18 protein-coding genes are annotated in these 16,891 nt (G+C 58.5%); 2 read left to right on the forward strand and 16 right to left on the reverse strand.

The features are described from left to right. Positions 1 to 3 precede the first annotated feature (3 nt). From ACRRQW_RS04370 to ACRRQW_RS04395, 6 genes are read right to left on the reverse strand one after another with little or no spacing between them, the layout of a single operon-like run. A complete protein-coding gene (locus tag ACRRQW_RS04370; protein ID WP_438480039.1) occupies positions 4 to 417 on the reverse strand; it encodes a GxxExxY protein in 414 nt (137 codons plus the stop codon). Positions 418 to 419: 2 nt separating this feature from the next. After that, positions 420 to 866 (reverse strand): transcription antitermination factor NusB, encoded by a 447-nt coding sequence (nusB, locus tag ACRRQW_RS04375; protein WP_438480040.1) that lies wholly within the window; start codon positions 864 to 866, stop codon positions 420 to 422. Continuing rightward, positions 863 to 1,330, reverse strand: coding sequence for a 6,7-dimethyl-8-ribityllumazine synthase (ribH, locus tag ACRRQW_RS04380; protein WP_438480041.1), 468 nt, complete (start codon positions 1,328 to 1,330; stop codon positions 863 to 865). The genes nusB and ribH overlap by 4 nt, the downstream gene beginning before the upstream one ends. Before the next feature lie 8 nt (positions 1,331 to 1,338). Then, the gene (gene ribB / locus ACRRQW_RS04385) at positions 1,339 to 2,433 is read right to left on the reverse strand and encodes a 3,4-dihydroxy-2-butanone-4-phosphate synthase (RefSeq protein ID WP_438480042.1); all 1,095 of its coding nucleotides are present in this window, start codon (positions 2,431 to 2,433) and stop codon (positions 1,339 to 1,341) included. 55 nt (positions 2,434 to 2,488) lie between these two features. Continuing rightward, on the reverse strand, positions 2,489 to 2,917 hold the full coding sequence (locus ACRRQW_RS04390) for a hypothetical protein (RefSeq protein ID WP_438480043.1): 429 nt from the start codon (positions 2,915 to 2,917) through the stop codon (positions 2,489 to 2,491). Between the two features lie 45 nt (positions 2,918 to 2,962). Further along, positions 2,963 to 4,315 carry a replication-associated recombination protein A gene (locus ACRRQW_RS04395; protein ID WP_438480044.1) on the reverse strand — a complete coding sequence of 451 codons (1,353 nt, stop codon included), beginning with the start codon at positions 4,313 to 4,315 and terminating at the stop codon, positions 2,963 to 2,965. Between the two features lie 105 nt (positions 4,316 to 4,420). Here ACRRQW_RS04395 and ACRRQW_RS04400 point away from each other — a divergent pair, with 105 nt between their 5' ends. After that, complete coding sequence (locus ACRRQW_RS04400) at positions 4,421 to 6,079, forward strand: ComEC/Rec2 family competence protein (RefSeq protein WP_438480045.1); 1,659 nt, start codon at positions 4,421 to 4,423, stop codon at positions 6,077 to 6,079. Positions 6,080 to 6,092: 13 nt separating this feature from the next. Further along, positions 6,093 to 6,371 carry a hypothetical protein gene (locus ACRRQW_RS04405; RefSeq protein ID WP_438480046.1) on the forward strand — a complete coding sequence of 93 codons (279 nt, stop codon included), beginning with the start codon at positions 6,093 to 6,095 and terminating at the stop codon, positions 6,369 to 6,371. A gap of 9 nt (positions 6,372 to 6,380) precedes the next feature. On the opposite strand, the gene ACRRQW_RS04410 is transcribed toward ACRRQW_RS04405, so the two are convergent. The 10 genes from ACRRQW_RS04410 to ACRRQW_RS04455 all read right to left on the reverse strand — a co-directional run bounded on the left by ACRRQW_RS04410 (position 6,381) and on the right by ACRRQW_RS04455 (position 16,889). Next, entirely contained in the window at positions 6,381 to 7,160 is a 780-nt protein-coding gene (locus ACRRQW_RS04410; protein WP_438480047.1) for an endonuclease/exonuclease/phosphatase family protein, read from the reverse strand. A 379-nt stretch (positions 7,161 to 7,539) separates the two neighbouring features. Then, positions 7,540 to 8,886: an FAD-dependent thymidylate synthase gene (locus ACRRQW_RS04415; protein WP_438480048.1), complete on the reverse strand. Its 1,347-nt coding sequence runs from the start codon at positions 8,884 to 8,886 to the stop codon at positions 7,540 to 7,542. A 191-nt stretch (positions 8,887 to 9,077) separates the two neighbouring features. After that, positions 9,078 to 10,601, reverse strand: a complete 1,524-nt coding sequence (locus ACRRQW_RS04420; RefSeq protein WP_438480049.1) for an NADH-quinone oxidoreductase subunit N — start codon at positions 10,599 to 10,601, stop codon at positions 9,078 to 9,080. Beyond that, positions 10,598 to 12,130 carry a complex I subunit 4 family protein gene (locus tag ACRRQW_RS04425; RefSeq protein ID WP_438480050.1) on the reverse strand — a complete coding sequence of 511 codons (1,533 nt, stop codon included), beginning with the start codon at positions 12,128 to 12,130 and terminating at the stop codon, positions 10,598 to 10,600. Before ACRRQW_RS04425 ends, ACRRQW_RS04420 begins: the two co-directional genes overlap by 4 nt. Before the next feature lie 137 nt (positions 12,131 to 12,267). Next, entirely contained in the window at positions 12,268 to 14,151 is a 1,884-nt protein-coding gene (nuoL, locus tag ACRRQW_RS04430) for an NADH-quinone oxidoreductase subunit L (RefSeq protein ID WP_438480051.1), read from the reverse strand. 1 nt (position 14,152) lies between these two features. Continuing rightward, positions 14,153 to 14,458, reverse strand: coding sequence for an NADH-quinone oxidoreductase subunit NuoK (gene nuoK / locus ACRRQW_RS04435; RefSeq protein WP_438480052.1), 306 nt, complete (start codon positions 14,456 to 14,458; stop codon positions 14,153 to 14,155). Beyond that, positions 14,455 to 14,958: an NADH-quinone oxidoreductase subunit J family protein gene (locus tag ACRRQW_RS04440; protein ID WP_438480053.1), complete on the reverse strand. Its 504-nt coding sequence runs from the start codon at positions 14,956 to 14,958 to the stop codon at positions 14,455 to 14,457. The genes nuoK and ACRRQW_RS04440 overlap by 4 nt, the downstream gene beginning before the upstream one ends. Positions 14,959 to 14,961: 3 nt before the next feature. Continuing rightward, the gene (locus tag ACRRQW_RS04445) at positions 14,962 to 15,501 is read right to left on the reverse strand and encodes a NuoI/complex I 23 kDa subunit family protein (protein ID WP_438480054.1); all 540 of its coding nucleotides are present in this window, start codon (positions 15,499 to 15,501) and stop codon (positions 14,962 to 14,964) included. A gap of 10 nt (positions 15,502 to 15,511) precedes the next feature. Then, a complete protein-coding gene (locus ACRRQW_RS04450) occupies positions 15,512 to 16,675 on the reverse strand; it encodes a complex I subunit 1/NuoH family protein (RefSeq protein ID WP_438480055.1) in 1,164 nt (387 codons plus the stop codon). 4 nt (positions 16,676 to 16,679) lie between these two features. Then, positions 16,680 to 16,889: a hypothetical protein gene (locus tag ACRRQW_RS04455; RefSeq protein WP_438480056.1), complete on the reverse strand. Its 210-nt coding sequence runs from the start codon at positions 16,887 to 16,889 to the stop codon at positions 16,680 to 16,682. Between the last annotated feature and the right edge of the window lie 2 nt (positions 16,890 to 16,891).

Here is a 16,891-nt window from a genome sequence, read left to right on the forward strand (position 1 = left end):
AAGTCAGGAACGACCCGTCAGGCCGGGACCGATCCGTTTAATCGTCAGCGGCATGGCCGCAAAATTAAGAATTAGACCATCGGCAATCCCAGCTGCCTTCATCTGAGAACGTCCGATGGCATAAAAGATATCCTCAATCTCATGCACCGCCTTCAGCTCCACGAGCAGGCAGTTTTCCACTACCACATCTAAGCGATGTTCGCCGACTTCAACCCCGCGATGGAAAATCTTGATAGATTTCTGTCGCTCGAAGCTAATACCCCTAGCGGTTAACTCCACGCACAAGGCACTCTCGTAGACAGACTCAATAAATCCCGGCCCAAGCGCACGATGAACGGCAATCGCCGCTTCGATTACCCGTGAACTCAGTTCTTTATGCCCAAGCTCTGCCATTTCCAGCTTTCCTGATTTCCACATTCCTACTCGTTCGAAGGTTTGCGGGAATCGCGGCCGAGTTTGTCCTTCATGCGGTCGAGGATGCCGTTGATGAAGCGCTTCGAATCAGCGCTCGAATATTGTTTACTGAGATCGATGGCCTCGTTGATCGACACGACCGGCGGGATGTCTTTGCGGTGCAGCATCTCGAACATGGCGAGACGCAAGATCGCGAGATCGATGCGCGCAATGCGATCGAATTCCCAATTATGCGCCAGACCCTTGATGTGTTCGTCGAGTTCCTTCGCATGCTCAATCGTGCCGTGGATCAACTCCTCCGCGAACGCGTAGTAATCGCGCGGCTGCTCCAAGTGCTCGAAAAACAGCACGAGGTCGCCCGCGAGATTCGCCGGCTGGTTAACGCTCCACGCGTAAAGATACTGAAACGCCGCAGAGCGGCATTCGCGACGTTGGTTGAACTGAGTCGTCATGATTTTTTCTCCAAAGAACGTTTAAGCACCGCCATCTCCAACGCCGCGTGGACAAACTCCGCGCCGCGGTTAATCGACCCGGTGCAACGGGCCTCGGCCTGCGCGAGGGTGTTGGCCACAATCACGCCGTTGATCACCGGGATTCCCGTGTTGATGGCGACGGTTTGCAACGCGTGTGAAACACTGTCGCCTACCATCTCGTGATGATTCGTGTCGCCGCCGATTAAAACGCCGAGCGCGATCACGCAGTCGAATTTTCCGGTCGCCGCAAGTTGCTGCGCGCCCCACGGGATCTCGTGCGCACCCGGCACACGGATGATTTCAAGTCGCTTGGAATTTTTCAACAGCTCACCGGCACGCGCGACCAGCGCATCGACCAACGCTTCATTGAAACGCGAAGCCACGAGGCCGAAACGCAGTTTCTTCGCGTCGATGTCTTTCGCTTTGGGTGAATTCAAACTCATGGGAAAATTTAGACGGGAATCTGCTCCACAATTTCGAGGCCATAACCATCGAGCCCGACCACGCGGCGGGCCGCGTGCGACATCAGGCGGATTTTTTTCAAGCCGAGCGCCGTGAGGATTTGCGCGCCAATCCCATAATCACGGAGGTTCGCCGGGCTCACGCCTTCGCCGGTTTTGCTTTGGCTGAGCAGCGCTTCCTGCATCCGCCCGTTCTGCTCCATATAAACGATGACGCCATGGCCGGCGTTCGCCACATGCGCCAGCGACGCCATCAACGAACGATGACTGCCCATGCCCGACGCATGGAATACATCGCTCAACAAATTCTCAGTATGCACGCGCACGAGTGTTGGCGACGCATCGAGTTTTCCCTTCGTGAACGCGAGGTGGTGACGGTTGTCCACCTTGCTGCGAAACACATGAAGATCGAACTCGCCGTATTCCGAGGCAAACGGTCGCTGCGCGACGCACTCGATCAACTGTTCGCGCTGATGCCGGTATTCGATCAACGCCGAAATCGAAATCATCGGCACGTTGTGCTGACGCTTGAACTCCGCGAGCTCCGGCACGCGCGCCATCGAACCGTCATCGTTCAACACTTCGCAAATCACCGCGACCGGTTTCAACCCCGCGAGCGCCACGATATCAATCGCTGCTTCAGTGTGACCCGCGCGTTCCAGCACGCCACCGGGCCGCGCACAAAGCGGGAAAATGTGCCCGGGCTGCACGAGTTCATCGGGGCGGGTCGCCGGATCCGCCAACAACTGCACCGTGCGCGCGCGATCAAAGGCGCTGATGCCCGTCGTGATCCCTTCCGATGCGTCCACCGAAACAGTAAACGCTGTCCGGTGTGCTTCACGATTCTGCTGCACCATTGGATTGATGCCGAGGCGCTTCAGTTGCGGTTCCGTCATCGGCACGCAGATGAGTCCGCGGGCGTGCCGGATCATCATATTGATGAGTTCGGGCGTGGATTTTTCCGCCGCCATCACGAGGTCGCCCTCGTTCTCCCGTCCTTCATCGTCCGTGACAATAATGATGCCGCCGGCCGCGATCGTCTGGATCGCGGTCTCGATGGAGTCAAAAGGTGCGTGTGCGGTCATGGCGTGGGTCGGACAGCATTCGCGAGCCAATCGGCCCTGTCAAATCCACCGTGGGTCAGCCTTGAAACCGGACCGAATACGTCTCGCCTTCCTCGCCGTCCCCTTTGATGAGCACGAGGATCAGGGTAAACGCATACGGCCCACGCACAAACTGCGCGCTTAAGAGCGATTTTCCGTCGTCAGCAGGGTTTAACACCGACCGATTCTGACCGGGTCCGTGGACATTAGGCCAACGGGCGACCGCGCGGGCGACATCCGGAGCCATCGCTTTCTTTTTAGCATCGTAGAAGCCGAGCTTAAATTTTCCCTCTTCGAGCGTGAGACTCAAAAACGTCCCGTTCGAGCGCGTGAGCACTTGCCCGGGGATTTTAGGTTCTTCGACTTTTTTCTCCACTGGCTTGGCGGTATTTTTCTTGGCTGGCACCTGCGCCTGAAGCGCCGCCGCAGAGCAAATCAGAGCCAGCAAAACCGTCAGGAGTTTCATGGTGGCACCCTAGTCACGCCGGCGGACGGCGCAAGCCCCTGCTCGTTACGAGCGAGCTTTCGCACGTAATTCACTCCACCGCGCCAACCGGTCGGCGATTTTCGCTTCCCATCCCGCGGTCTTCGGCGTGTAGAGCTGCAACGGTTTTTCCAAGTAAGCTTGGCCTGAGATATTTTCCGGGAAGTCGTGAGAATAAAGATAACCTTTCCCGTGGTTGTTTGCTTTACTGGCTTTGCCACTCTTGTCGCGCAAGGGTAGCGGCACCGGTTGCACCGGCTTCTCAGCCAGCGCGCTCCTCGCTTCAGCCAGCGCGAGTGTGGCGGAATTGCTCTTGGGTGCTGTCGCGATGTAAAGCGTCGCGTGCGCCAGCGTGAGTTCAGCTTCGGGCAATCCGATAAAATCGCACGCGTGATGCGCCGCCACCGTGAGCGGCAACGCCTGCGGATCCGCAAGGCCGACATCCTCGCTCGCGAGAATCACGAGGCGGCGCGCGATAAAGCGCGGGTCTTCGCCCCCGACGAGCATTTTCGCGAGCCAATACATCGCCGCATCCGGGTCGCTGCCACGGCAGCTTTTAATGAAAGCCGAAATCGTATCGTAATGCTCGTCCTCGTCCGCGTCGTAGCGAATGCGGCGTTCGCGCGCGAAGATTTCCAGCTCGTTTTCTGTGAGCGCTGCTTTCTCGGGCAAGCTAAGCGCAATCACCTCCAGCGCGTTCAGCGCACGCCGCAAATCGCCGTCGCACAGCACCGCGAGATCAATGAGCACTTTATCTTCCGCGACGTGTTCACGCGCACCCAAACCACGCTCGACGTCGGTCAGCGCATGGCGCAACACGCCGGCCACATCTTCGGCCGCGAGCGGTTCCAACCGGAAGAGATGACTGCGGCTCAACAACGGCGGATTGATGTAGAAGCCGGGATTATGCGTCGTCGCACCAATCAAGCGCACCGTGCCAGATTCGACATCGGGCAACAGCAAGTCTTGTTGCGACTTGTTGAAACGATGCAGTTCGTCGATGAAAAGAATCGTGCCGGCAGCCGGTTGCCGGCGGGCCGCCGAGAGGATATCACGCAATTCCGCGACATTCGACATGACCGCGTTGATTCGCACAAAACGGCTCTTCGTTTCGCGCGCGATCACTTCGGCGATACTCGTCTTGCCGCAGCCGGGCGGGCCGTAAAACAAGAGACTGCCAAAACGATTCGTCGCGATGAGCCGCGGGAGCAGGCTGCCCTCCTTCACGATGTGTTTCTGCCCGGCAATTTCGGAGAGATTCCGCGGGCGCATCCGCGCCGCCAGCGGTTGATGGGCCGCAGGCACCTCCGGGGTGAGCGCGGCGGACTCCGGCGCGGGTTCGCCAAAAAGAGATGCGGTGTCGTCTGCGGAACGGGCCATCGAAACCCACAGTGTTCAGCACGTGCCGAGAAACAAGTTTGAAGGCACCCGCCAAACCTGTTCGTTTCGCGCTCTGCTGCGCTTGGGCCAGGGCTGCCGCTTTTAATGCCTTCGCCTTCCACGCATCTCCGCGCGCCGCTACTTTGGATTTTAATCCCGTTTTCGACCGGCTTGGTCGCGGCCAAACTCTGGCCTGCTCCCGCAAGCGGCGTTAGCTGGCTCATCGCACTCGCCGCCGTGCTTGCGTTAGGTGCCATTGCGAGTGGCTTTCGTCGTGGCAAGCGGGGCTTCGCATCATGGGCGATCTGCGTCAGCGGCGCGGCCGGCCTGGCCGGTTTTGCCATGCTCCACCTACGACACCCGCACTTGCACTCCGTCGATCAACGCCCGCCACGTGAAATCACCCTCACCGTGCAAGTGTTTCACGTTTTCCCGATCGCGCCCAAAGCGCGCAGCCTCACCGGGCTCGCCGAAGTCGTCGCGACCAGCGAAGGCGAGCATGCGCTGCTTGGCCGGCACGTTTACTTCTCCGCCGTCCGTCGCATCAGCGTGGCGCCGCAACCTTCCGGGCGCTATGTGATGACGGGCGTGATTGAGCCGCTGGCAAAAAATGCCCGCGGCGACGGTTTCGAGGTTTATCTGGACAATCTCGGCATCAGCCACCGCCTGATCCGCGCGCACATTTCGAAACAAACGCAGCCGCCCACCCGCTTTCGCGCGTTCTGCACTCTTGCCCGCGATCGGCTCGAAAAAATCCTGAGTCACGGCATCGAAGCACATCCGCAAACCCGATCGCTCTATCTCGCCATCCTGCTCGGCGAAAAAGCCGTGCTCTCGCCGGAGCAGGAAAATGCCTTCATGCGCAGCGGGACGTTTCACATTTTTTCAATCAGCGGATTGCACGTGGGGGTCATCTCACTGGCGCTGCACGGGCTCCTGCAATTTTTGCGCGTGCCGCGCCGCATCGCCGTGGCGCTGAATCTCACGCTGCTCTGGTTGTATGTGCAGATCACTGGGGGAAGTTCGCCGGCGGAGCGATCGTTTTTGATGATCGCGTTTTTGCTCGCGGCGCAAGTGTTTCGCCTGCCGGGCAAAGGACTCGCAGCGTTGGTGGCGGCCGCGCTCACGACACTACTGCTCGATCCGCTGCAGCTTTTTAACACGGGCTTCCAAATGTCTTACACGGTCGTGATCGCGCTGGTGGTGATGGGCGTGCCGCTGGCGGAAAAATGGCTGGAGCAGTGGCAGCCGTTTTCTTTCCTGCCGAAACAAAATTGGAACTGGCGGCAACGCGGAGTCGAATGGTTCGGCCGGTATCTATTGCCGACGATCGCCGCATCCTGGGTCGCTTTTCTCGCGAGCGCTCCAGCGGGGATCGGTTACTTCAAGATGCTTTCGCCGGGATCGCTCGTTGCGAATCTCGTGATCATCCCGCTTTCCTCCCTGGCGATGATTGCGGGGTTTATTTCGCTGCTCACGGGGTTGCTCGGATTGGTGTCGCTGAGCGTTTTGTTCAACTCAGCGGCTACCGTGACGTTGATTGTCACGGAATGGTTGGTGCGCCACGGCACGGCGGTTCGTGGCGTGTATTTTGATGCCGATTTCAAAGCACCTTGGCTGACGCCCGCTTCTCTCGTGGCGATGATTGGCATCATGCTCCTGTGCCTCGCGGGGGGCTGGCAACGGCGTTACGGCGGTTACTGGCCACCGGTGGTCATGCTGGTGCTCATCGTGATTTTTAGCGTGAAGTTCGGCTCCAGCTGACAATCCTCGTTCCATGAAAAGCGCCTACGAACTCGCCATGGAACGCCTCGCCAAATCCGAACCGGCCGCCAAGCCGTTGACGGCGGAAAAAAAGGCCCGGCTCGCCGAGATCGACCGCGTGTATCAGGGGAAAATCGCCGAGCGCGAAATTTTCCTGAAGCAAAAACTCAACGAGGCGCTCGGCAGCCAGAATTTCGACGAAGCCGACAAAGTGCGCCAGCAAATCGTCAGCGAAAAAGCGCGTCTCAACGAAGAGCGCGACAGCGAGAAAGAACGCATCCGCCGCTCGTGATCGGACACTTTATCGCGTAAACCGAAACTCTGCCGCGAGCGCGTGGTGATCAGACGCCGGCGTGGGCTTCACATACCACTCGATCGGATTTAGCCACTCGTTGTAGAAGATGTGATCGAGGACGTAGGGACGACGACGCCACGTCGGCTGTGTGGATTGCACGGTCTGGTAACCGGCGCTCGCAAATTGCTGCACCAGCGACTGGTGCCGGCTGACGTTGAAATCCCCCGTGAGCAACGTCGGCATGTGGCGGCTCTCGCGCAACTCGGCTTCCACCAGATCGCGCTGGCCGCGGTGTTCTTCGCTCGTCGTGTTGAGCATGAAAAACGCCAGCAAGTGCGTATTGAGAATTCGCACGTCGCGTCCGTAAAGCGTGGTGGTGGCCGCGATCAGCAAACGGTCCGTTGGTGTTTTCTTGTCCCCAAAGAAATCGAATTCGACCGGCGGCGAAGGCAAGTTGACGAACTTGTGATCACGCAACGGCGTGCGCGAGAAAATCGCCAACCCGATACCAAACGGCAACTCGCGCTCATCCGGTTTCGGGTAGGAAAAGACGCTGTCGTAGTTGCTGAACTCCTGACGAAGCCGCGTGTAATGCGGCGGAGGTTCGGCCTGTTTGCCGCCCGACTCGGTCTGTTCGACTTCCTGCAGGACGATAATATCGGCGTCATGCGAACGGATTTCTTCCACCGTCATCGCGAGTCGAATCGGCGCGTGGTCGGGATACGCGTCGTCCCACATCTGGCCATACTGCATGTTGAACTGCAGAATTTTGAAACGCGCGTTCATGGATCAGCGGTTGCCTCCCGCGCGACTGACTGGAGCCGCTTTTAACGCGGACGGCGCTTCCTTGGTTTTTTGAAAAGTGATCCCGCTCAGTTCAACATCAGCGGCGACTCGCGAAATGGGGGCGATCTTTTGAACCTTAACTTCTTTCCACGAGCTGCGCTGGGGCCATTGCGTGGCGGCGGAAGGCTTAATCACTTTGGCTTTTGTGAGTGCCGACGTCGCGGCCGGTTGAAACAAGGAATTTTTTTGCGCCGGATCCAGCGGTGCCGCGATGGCAGTCACTGCTCCGACCAAAATAACCAGAACGCTGATTTTTGCTCGGCAAAACATACGGGGCACCGTGAGCGGATGTTCGTTTTAGCCGAAAATAGCGGCAAGACTATTCTGGCTCAGCAGTGCCTTCGACGACCCATTCCTGCGCCTCGGGCACGCTTTTGAAAAACTCCCGCAATACCGCGCTTAAATGCTCCGCATAGCGATAATGCGCGCCCATGCCCGTGCGCAACTCGGCTTCGTAAATGAACTTGTCGGCGTGCGTGCTGTGCTCGAAGGGGGTCTGCGCGCCGAGCAACATCGTGTAAACATACGCCGCCGAACCGCGTTTCATCAACTCGCGGGTCAACTCCGCTTGTTCGTCGAGCAGCGCCTGATGCTCCGCGTGCTGAATCTCCGGCGGCAGATAAAAGCCCGCTTGAATCATCGGGGTATAACGATGGCCCGTGCGGTGACGGTTCAAATCACGCAGCTCGGCCACGGCCATGTTGTTCCACGCAAACGTTACGCGCATACGGCGGGTCGCAGTGCCTTGGTATCCGTAACGATTCGCGCGGTGCCGCAGCGCTTCAGCGACTGGTTGCGCATCCTGCAGCCAAGGTGGCAGATCGCGGTCAACTTTGACCCACACTTCATCAGCCAGCGGCTTGGTCGAAAGACGCTCCAGTCCTAATTGCAGGCTCGTCGCGAGTTCTTGTTGCGCCTGCATTTGGTAAGATTTTTCCGCGAAACTATGCCGCATCAAACGCGGTGACTGTTTCATCAATTCGTCGCGAATCAACTTCGCCGCTTGCGACGCTTCCGGCATGCCGAGCGAATCGAGCTGTTTCACCGTCGTCGCCCACATGCGCGAACTTTGGACGAGACCGAGATTCGTGCGCGTCGCGAGCGGAATGAAATAGCGCGCGCGATCGAGCGCGTAGTTTTTGCGCAGACGCGTGACGACGGCAGGCTTGGCGTCCTTTGGCAGGCGCACGAGATTGGGATTCGCTACCGCCGCCGTATCGAGGCGCCAGTATTCCGCGTTATACGCGGCAAACGATTTCGCCATCAGGTCCGTCCAACGCGCGGCGAGATCTTCGGGGATGCCGAGTTCGTCCGCGGTCGGCAGATTCGTCGCCGCCATCGTGATGTAGCGCGTGCTCGATTCCTGCCCGTCGGCCATCTGCGCGATTTCGAAAATTTTATAGGCCAGCCACATCGACACATCGTCGAGGGCAATCGCGAGTCCGCCCGTCAGCCCGCCGATCGACGCATGCCCGTAATCGACAAACTTCAGGATTCGGTCAATCGACTCGTCGGGATTGGCGATATCCACCTTCTCAAGAATCTTGCCGATGCCATCGTTGCTGCGCGAGTAACGCGCCAGCACCGACGCAAGTAACTCGGGCGTTACTTTGGGTAAATCCGCCGCCGAGGGAGGCGGCACAATGGCAAGTCCGGTAACCTTCATGCGTGGCCACAGACGAAACACTTTACCGAACTGACGCGAAGAAAATAAACCCAACGAACGGATGTTTAATTTTCGCGGCCGAAAGGCGGGTTCGATTATCTCTAACCAACCTGTCGGACGCGCGACTCCGTTCCCAGTGAATGCAAATCCCAGAGAGCTGTTAAAGACAACGATCCTTACTCGCTAAATCCTTACCGCAACAACCACGCGCTCAGCGGAGCCTGGTAGAAACCGAGCAAGACCGTCGCCAGCGCGAGCACGGTCAGCGTGAAGGCGCCGATCAACGAAGGCTTGGTTACGACACGTTCGATGGGCTGGCTTTCGGTCGTCGCATGCGTCGGGCGCCACGTTTCGAAGTAAGCTGCCTTAATCCAACCGAAGTAGTAGTAGATCGAAACAATTACCCCGCCAATCGCCACGGCGAGCAGGCAGTAGAGATGGGCCTGAAATGCCGCGACGAACAACAGCAGCTTGCCCATAAAACCAGCCAGCGGCGGGATGCCCGCGAGCGAACCCACACCCACCGCGAGGACTCCACCGAGGAACGGATGCTTCTTCGCGAGACCTTCGTAATGGTCGAGTTCCTGGTCGGCGTCGTTGTCGCCCGCGACATAAGCCATCACGCCAAACACCGCCATGGAGGCCAGCATGTAGGTGAAAAGATAAAACCACACCGCGCCCGCCGCCCAATCGACCGTGAGCGCCGCAATCACGCCGAGCAGCAGGTAGCCCGCGTGGGTCACGCCTGACAGGCCCATGAGGCGCTTGGCGTTGCGCTGGGTGAGCGCAGACAGGTTACCAAAAATAATCGAGGCTCCCGCGAGCAGCGAAAGCACCGGCACGAGCACCGCTTGCAACGGTGCAAACACCGCAAGCACGAGCACCATCAGCATCCCGAAACCCGCCGCTTTCGAAGACACCGCAAGAAACGCCGTCACGGGAGTCGGAGCCCCTTGATAAACGTCGGGAATCCATACGTGAAATGGGAACGCGCCGATCTTGAATGCGACGCCACCGATCACCAGCAGCGCACCCGCGAGGCCGAGGAAACTATCAGGGTTGTTCGCGAGGAACTCGGCGACAATCGGAAACTCAAAACCGGTGTGCACGACGCCGTTGATGACGACTTTGCCGACCGCGCCGTAAAGCAGCACGATGCCGAACAACATGATCGCCGAGCTGAGCGCGCCGAGCACGAGGTATTTCAAACCGGCTTCGAGCGTAAGCGCGCTGTCGCGGAAATAACTCACGAGAATATAGAAACCAATCGTCACCGTCTCGAGCGCCACGAACAGCATGACGAAGTGGTTGCTCTCAAGGAGTAGCATCATCGCCGCCGTCACCACCATGATCAGGTGATAAAACTCCACCCGTGGCATCCGCGAACGCGGCAGGCAAATCATCGCGAGGAACGTCACAAGAATCGACGACACCAGAAAGAACACGCGACCGACCTGGCTGACATTCGAGAGCACGATCAATCCACCGAACAACGGCTGATCCTGCCACGCCGTGTCCAAGTTTAGCAAAACCGACGCCAGCACAGCCAGTTGAGCCGAGAGCGCGAAGATCGGAATCAGACGGTGCTGATTCTTCGGCATGACTACTTCCATCACCAGCAGCATGAGGGCGGCGCAGCCCAGAATCATCTCCGGGCCGATTGCCCACCACTGATTCGATTCAGCGACAGCTTTGAGGTATTCGGTCGTCATCATGTCCGGGAAACAGAAGTTTGCGGGGCAGCTACCGCGGCGGCAGCAGGAGTCTTGAGCGCATCATTGACCGGCTCCGACAAGAGCTTCGGATAAAAACCAAACACGAGCAGCGCGATAATCAGGATGAGCGCTGGGATTTTTTCACCCCAACTCAAATCGACCGGCGGATGTTGCGCCGTCACTTGCTGCAATTTTTCGCTGGCTGGGCCGAAGAACACGCGAGCCGCCGCGCGCAAACCGTAGATCGCAGAAATCACTACACCCGCCACCGCCACCGCGGTAATCGCCGGAGAGAAATTCCATAGAGAAACGAAGACCGCGAGTTCGCCCCAGAAGTTGGCAAAGCCTGGAAGTCCGACGCTGGCCATCGTCGCCGCCACGAAAAACGCCGCGAGCACGGGAGTCTTTTGCGCCAAGCCGCCCATCTCCGTAAGATCGAACGTGTGCGTGCGATGATGGATGCTCGTGGCGAGCAGGAAGAGCAGCGCAACCGACAACCCGTGCGCGACCATCAAAAGCACCACGCCACCGACGCCGATGACCGACATCGTCGCGATGCCGAGAAACGCGTAGCCCATGTGCATCACCGAGCTGTAACCGAGCATCTGTTTCAAGTCGCGTTGGGCGATCGTGACGAAGCCGACCACGAGCACGTTGCCGATGCCGGCGAGCAGCGCGAGTTTCCACGCCCAGTGTGCCGCACCTTCCGGCAGCAGCGGGAGCGCGATTTGAATGAGACCGTAAAGGCCGAATTTCTTAAGCACGCCCGCGTGCAGCATCGCCGCCGAACTTGGCGCGGCCCCGTAACCGAGCGGCGCCCACGTGTGCAACGGCCAGAGCGAAACGAGAATACCGAAGCCAAACATCAGCAGGCCGAAAATGTAATTCTGCGTGGTGTCAGCGAGACCCCGCGCCGCAATCGCTTCCTTGAGCGTGATCAAGTCGAAGGAGTTCTCGCCGCTCTTCACATAGATCGCGATCAAACCGATCAGCGAGAGCATCGCGCCGACGGTGAGATAAATCGTCATCTTCATCGCCGCGTAGTTGCGGTCACGTCCGCCCCAGATGCCGACCATGATAAACGTCGGGATCAGCGCGAGTTCGTGGAAGAAGTAGAAAAAGAAAATATCCACCGAAGCGAACACACCCATCAAACCGCCGTGCATCACCAGCAAGAGTGTCAGGTAAAGCTTCAGGCGTTCCGCCCCCGAGCGCAGTGCGTAAAGCCCGGCTGCGAGGCCGACGATACCCGCGAGCGCGAACATCGGGAGCGCGATGCCGTTCAAACCGAGTTTCAGCGTAATGCCGAAGTTCGCGAGACCCGTATCGTAACTGCTGAGAAACTGGTAGTCTGCGCCACCACCGGCCGGGAATTCTTTCCACAGCCACAACGCGATGAGCGCCGGCACTACGAAAGCAACCCCCGCCAGCTTGGTCGAAAACCGCTTGGGCAGCCCGAGCGCGATAATGAGCGCCGCCACAAGGGGCGTGGCGATGGCGATCGGCAGAAGTTGGGCGTTAAATGACATGAAGAATCAAAGACCGGATAAGAAACCACAGATGGACACAGATGGACACAGATCAGTAACGCCCGAAACTAATCGGACATATCGACTGTGCCTTTGAGTGCTTGGATTCATCTGTGTTAATTTGTGTCTATCTGTGGTTAAAACACGCCAGCGGCAAATGCCCAGAGCAGCACCGCGCCGAGCAGGAACCAGTAAACGTAAGTGTGGAGACTGCCGGTGTAGAGCGCGCGGGCGCCATAACCGATCAGGCCGACAAATCCCGCGACGCCGCGAATGACCAGGCCGGCGAGGAAGATTTGTTCGAGAAAGTTGATCAACATCGCGAAACGCTGCTGCACTTTCGCCACGTAGTAATTGTAGAGGTTATCGAACGATTCTTTGAGCGAAACGAGGCCGCGGAACGCGCCGGGAGCCTTTTGCTCGAGCGCATCGGTCGCGACGGGCTTGTAGAACAACAATGCCGAGCCCGCGCCGATCACCATGACCGCGATGCTCACGATGAGAATTGTCGTGTGCGCCGAACCATGCGCGTGCGGCACGAGTGCCGCCACTTCACCGGCAAGCTTTTCAAACACACCCGCGTAGCCGCCGGCAATCGAAAGCCCCGCGAGGAGAATCAGCGGAAGAATCATCACGAAACCGCTCTCATGGGCATGACTGGCTTCGTCAGAACGAGGTTCGCCGAAAAACACAATGCGCCACATGCGCACCATATAGAATGAAGTGACGACCGCCGTGAACGCGAGGAGCACAAACACCGGCGTGTTTTTCTCCATCGCGAGATAAAGAATCGCATCCTTCGAAAAGAAACCGGCGAGGAACGGGAAGCCGATGATCGCGAGCACGCCGATCGTGAACGTCACAAACGTCACGGGCATTTTCTTCGCGAGTCCGCCCATGCGGAAAATATCCTGTTCGTGGTGGCAGCCGTGAATCACGGAGCCAGACCCGAGGAACATCAGCGCCTTGAAGAAAGCGTGCGTCACAAGGTGAAACATCGCGGCGCCGACACCGGCGGCGAGGACCACACTATGCGCAGCGCCGCCCATTTCGTGAGTTATCGCCAGCGAACCAAGACCAAACGCGGCGACCATGTAGCCGAGTTGCGAGAGTGTGGAGTAAGCGAGCACCTTCTTGATGTCGCGTTGCACGATGGCGCACAGGGCGGCGTAAACCGCCGTGATCGTGCCGATCCACATGATGGCGTTGAGCGCATCGGTGACCATCAGCACATTGATGCGGCACAACATGAAGATACCGGCGGCCACCATCGTCGCCGCGTGGATGAGTGCAGAGACTGGCGTCGGGCCTTCCATCGCGTCAGGCAACCAGACGTGCAGCGGCATCTGCGCGGACTTACCCATTGCGCCCATGAACAACAGCAACGGAATCGCCGTGCTGTAAACGAGACTGTTGGCCGCGCCGAGTTCATCGAGTCTCGAAAAATTCACGGTGCCGTTCGCCCAATAGCACATCACGATACCGAGCAGGAAACCGAAGTCGCCCACGCGGTTGACGATAAACGCCTTTTTCGACGCGTCCGCCGCAGACTGCTTCTCGTGGTAATGATTGATGAGCAACCATGAGCTGAAACCGACGAGCTCCCAGAAGATGAAAATCATGAACAAATTGTCCGCGAGCACGATACCGAGCATCGAGAACATGAAGATCGACAGACCGCCGAAGAACCGCGCGCGGGCCTTGTCGTCATGCATGTAGCCGAGCGAAAAGAGGTGAATCAGGAAGCCGACGAAGCTGACCACAAACAGCATGAGCGCCGCGAGGTCGTTGAATTTGAAACCGATCGAAATCGCAAAATCGCCGAGGCGCAGCCATTCCATCGATTCTTCAAAACGCGTGCCGCTAAAAATGAGTTGCAGCGAGAGCACGGCGATGACGCCAGCGGCCGCCGTGGAAATCCACGAGGCCAGCGCGCCTTGTTTACGCAGGAACAGCGCGATCAACGCCGCCGAAGCCAGCGGCGTGAGCAAGATGAGGGTAGCAGTTTGAGCGGGCGACATATCAGTGCTTCAAATGGTTCAATTCCTCAACGTGCACCGTCAGGCGCTTGCGGAACAGGGCGACGATGATGGCGAGACCGACCGCAACTTCCGCCGCCGCAATCGTCAGGATGAAAAACACGAACACGTTGCCATCGAGCGTGCCGTTGAAACGCGAGAACGCGACCAGCGCGATCGTCGCAGCAATGAGCATCAATTCGAGGCACATGTAGATCACGAGCGTGTTCTTGCGCAGCAGCACGCCGAAGAAGCCGATGGCGAACAGCAGCGCGCTCACGAGAATGTAATGTTCGAGGCCGATACTCATTTGGCATCCTCCGGGGCAGCGAATTTTTTGCTCAACACGATCACGCCCAGCATGGCGATCAGCAGCATGAAGCCGACGACTTGCACGGGCAGCAGGTAGGTCGTGAAAAGTTGCGCCGCGTAATCTTTCAGCGTCGGCGCCACGAAGTTCGCGTCCGCCGCGGGAAACTCCGCTTTCGCGTTCAAGCTATAGATGCCGAGCGCGAGCAACGCCGCGCCGATCACCGAGGCGACAATGCTGGCCTTCTTGAAAGGTTTCGGAGCGCCTGTCGTGTCGAGCAACATGACGATAAACAAAAACAGCGCGACGACCGCGCCCGCGTAAACGAGCAGCAACACGAACGCCAGCAGGCCGGCTTCGAGCATCACGAACAGACCCGCGACGCCGACAAGCGACAGCATGAGGCTCATCGCGGCGTTGACGGTGTCTTTGTTGACCACCACGCCCAGCGCGCACGCGAGGGTCATGAGGGAGAAAACGTAGAAGAGAAAATCAGCCATGGCTCAGTGCGCATTGCCGTGCTCGGCGGCGTCTTTCTTTTTGTCCCACTTGAAATGCTGGTCGGGCAGCGTGCCGCCGAGTTCGTAGAGACGTTCCTTGTTGTTCACCATTTCCTCGCGGGTGTAGCCGCTCATCGAAAATTGATTCTGCAAGAAGATCGCCTCCTCCGGGCAAACTTCCTGGCACAGGCCGCAGTAAATGCAGCGCAGCATATCGATATCGAAGGCCTTGGGGCCTTTCTCGACGTGCGCGCGGTCGGGCTGATCTGCGGGAATTTCGCCGGGGGTGATGCGGATCGCTTTCGGCGGACACACGAATTCGCACAACTGGCACGAGACGCATTTCTCGCGACCGTTCGGGTCTTTCACCAAAGTCGGCACGCCGCGGTAGCCGGTTGGAATCGGCGGACGTTGCTCGGGATACTCCAGCGTAACGTTGGGTGCGAAGAGATGCTTCCACGTTACCTTCATGCCCGCGAAGATCTGCGGAATGTAGAGACGTTCCGAGAAAGAGAGGGTTTTGCGTTCGACGACGTAGGCCATGGTCAGGAGATCAACGGGTTTGCAGCCACGCGATCGCAAGCGCGTAGATAATGAGGTTGCCGATGGCGAGCGGCAGCAGTTTTTGCCAGCCGAGTTTCATCACTTGGTCATAGCGGAAGCGCGGCACCGTCCAACGCACCCACATAAAGAGGAAAATCATCGCGAGCACTTTGCCGATGAAGATGCTGATCGAAATCAATCCGACTGCGAATGGATGCGCCATCACCGGCGACAACTGCGCGAGCCAGCCGATCAACGTTTCCAGCGAAACCCACGGCAACGGGTTCCAGCCGCCGAGGAACAGGAGAATGAACACGCCGGAACCGATCATCATGTGGCCGTATTCCGCGACGAAAAACAGGCCCCACTTGAGCGAGCCGTATTCTGTGTGGAAACCGCCGACGAGATCGGCCTCACCTTCCGCCATGTCGAATGGCAGACGATTCGTTTCCGCGAAGAGCGAAATCAAAAACACGATCGCCGAAATCGGCATGATGAACACAAACCACGCGCCGCCGATGAGGCCGGGCTGGCTTTGGAATTCGACCACCTTCGAGAGACTCAATGTGCCTTCCGTGCCGGGAGCATTGATCCACAGGAAAACCGGGATCACCGAGAGCGTCATCGACAGCTCATACGAGATGAGTTGCGCCGAAGCGCGAATGCCACCGAGGAATGGGTATTTCGAATTCGACGCCCAACCCGCGAGAATCAATGAGTAAACCCCGAGCGACGAAATCGCGAACACCGCGAGCAAGCCCACATCAACGTTCGCAAGAATCAACGGCACCACGCGGCCGGCTTCATCGAGATAAGCGCCAAACGGCACTGCGCACACCGTCGTCAGCGCCGGAATCATGGCGACCATCGGGGCGATGATGAAATAGAATTTGTTCACGTGGCCGGGAACAGGATCTTCCTTGAGGAACATCTTACCGCCGTCCGCCATCAAGTGAAACACGCCCAGGCGTTGCATGATCGGGGCGATCACCGGCACCCACGCAATCCATGGCGGGAGCGCGCGGTTCGGGCCGGGGCGGCCTTGCATCCAGGCGGACACTTTGCGTTCGGCCAGCGAGCAGGCGCCACCGAGCGGGAAAATCACGCCGATCACCGCGAGGCCTTTGATGACGGCCTGCACGACGGGATGAAGATTGGACCAGAATTCGATCATCGGGTTAGTTCGCGCTCAAAGTGGAAACGGCGAGCATCACGCCAAAACCGGCGAGGGTGATGCTCCACACGCGATAGAGAAAAATCTGCCGGCGACCCTGCGCTTCGGTGAGTTCCCACTCCGACACGTCGTTAGCCACGCGTTGCGTAAACACTTTCCAACTCACGGCGGCGACCGCGACAAACAGCGTGGAAATCAAAAGGGATGAATTCATCG

Source organism: Oleiharenicola lentus, assembly GCF_051660365.1.
GTDB classification, from domain to species: domain Bacteria; phylum Verrucomicrobiota; class Verrucomicrobiia; order Opitutales; family Opitutaceae; genus Lacunisphaera; species Lacunisphaera lenta_A.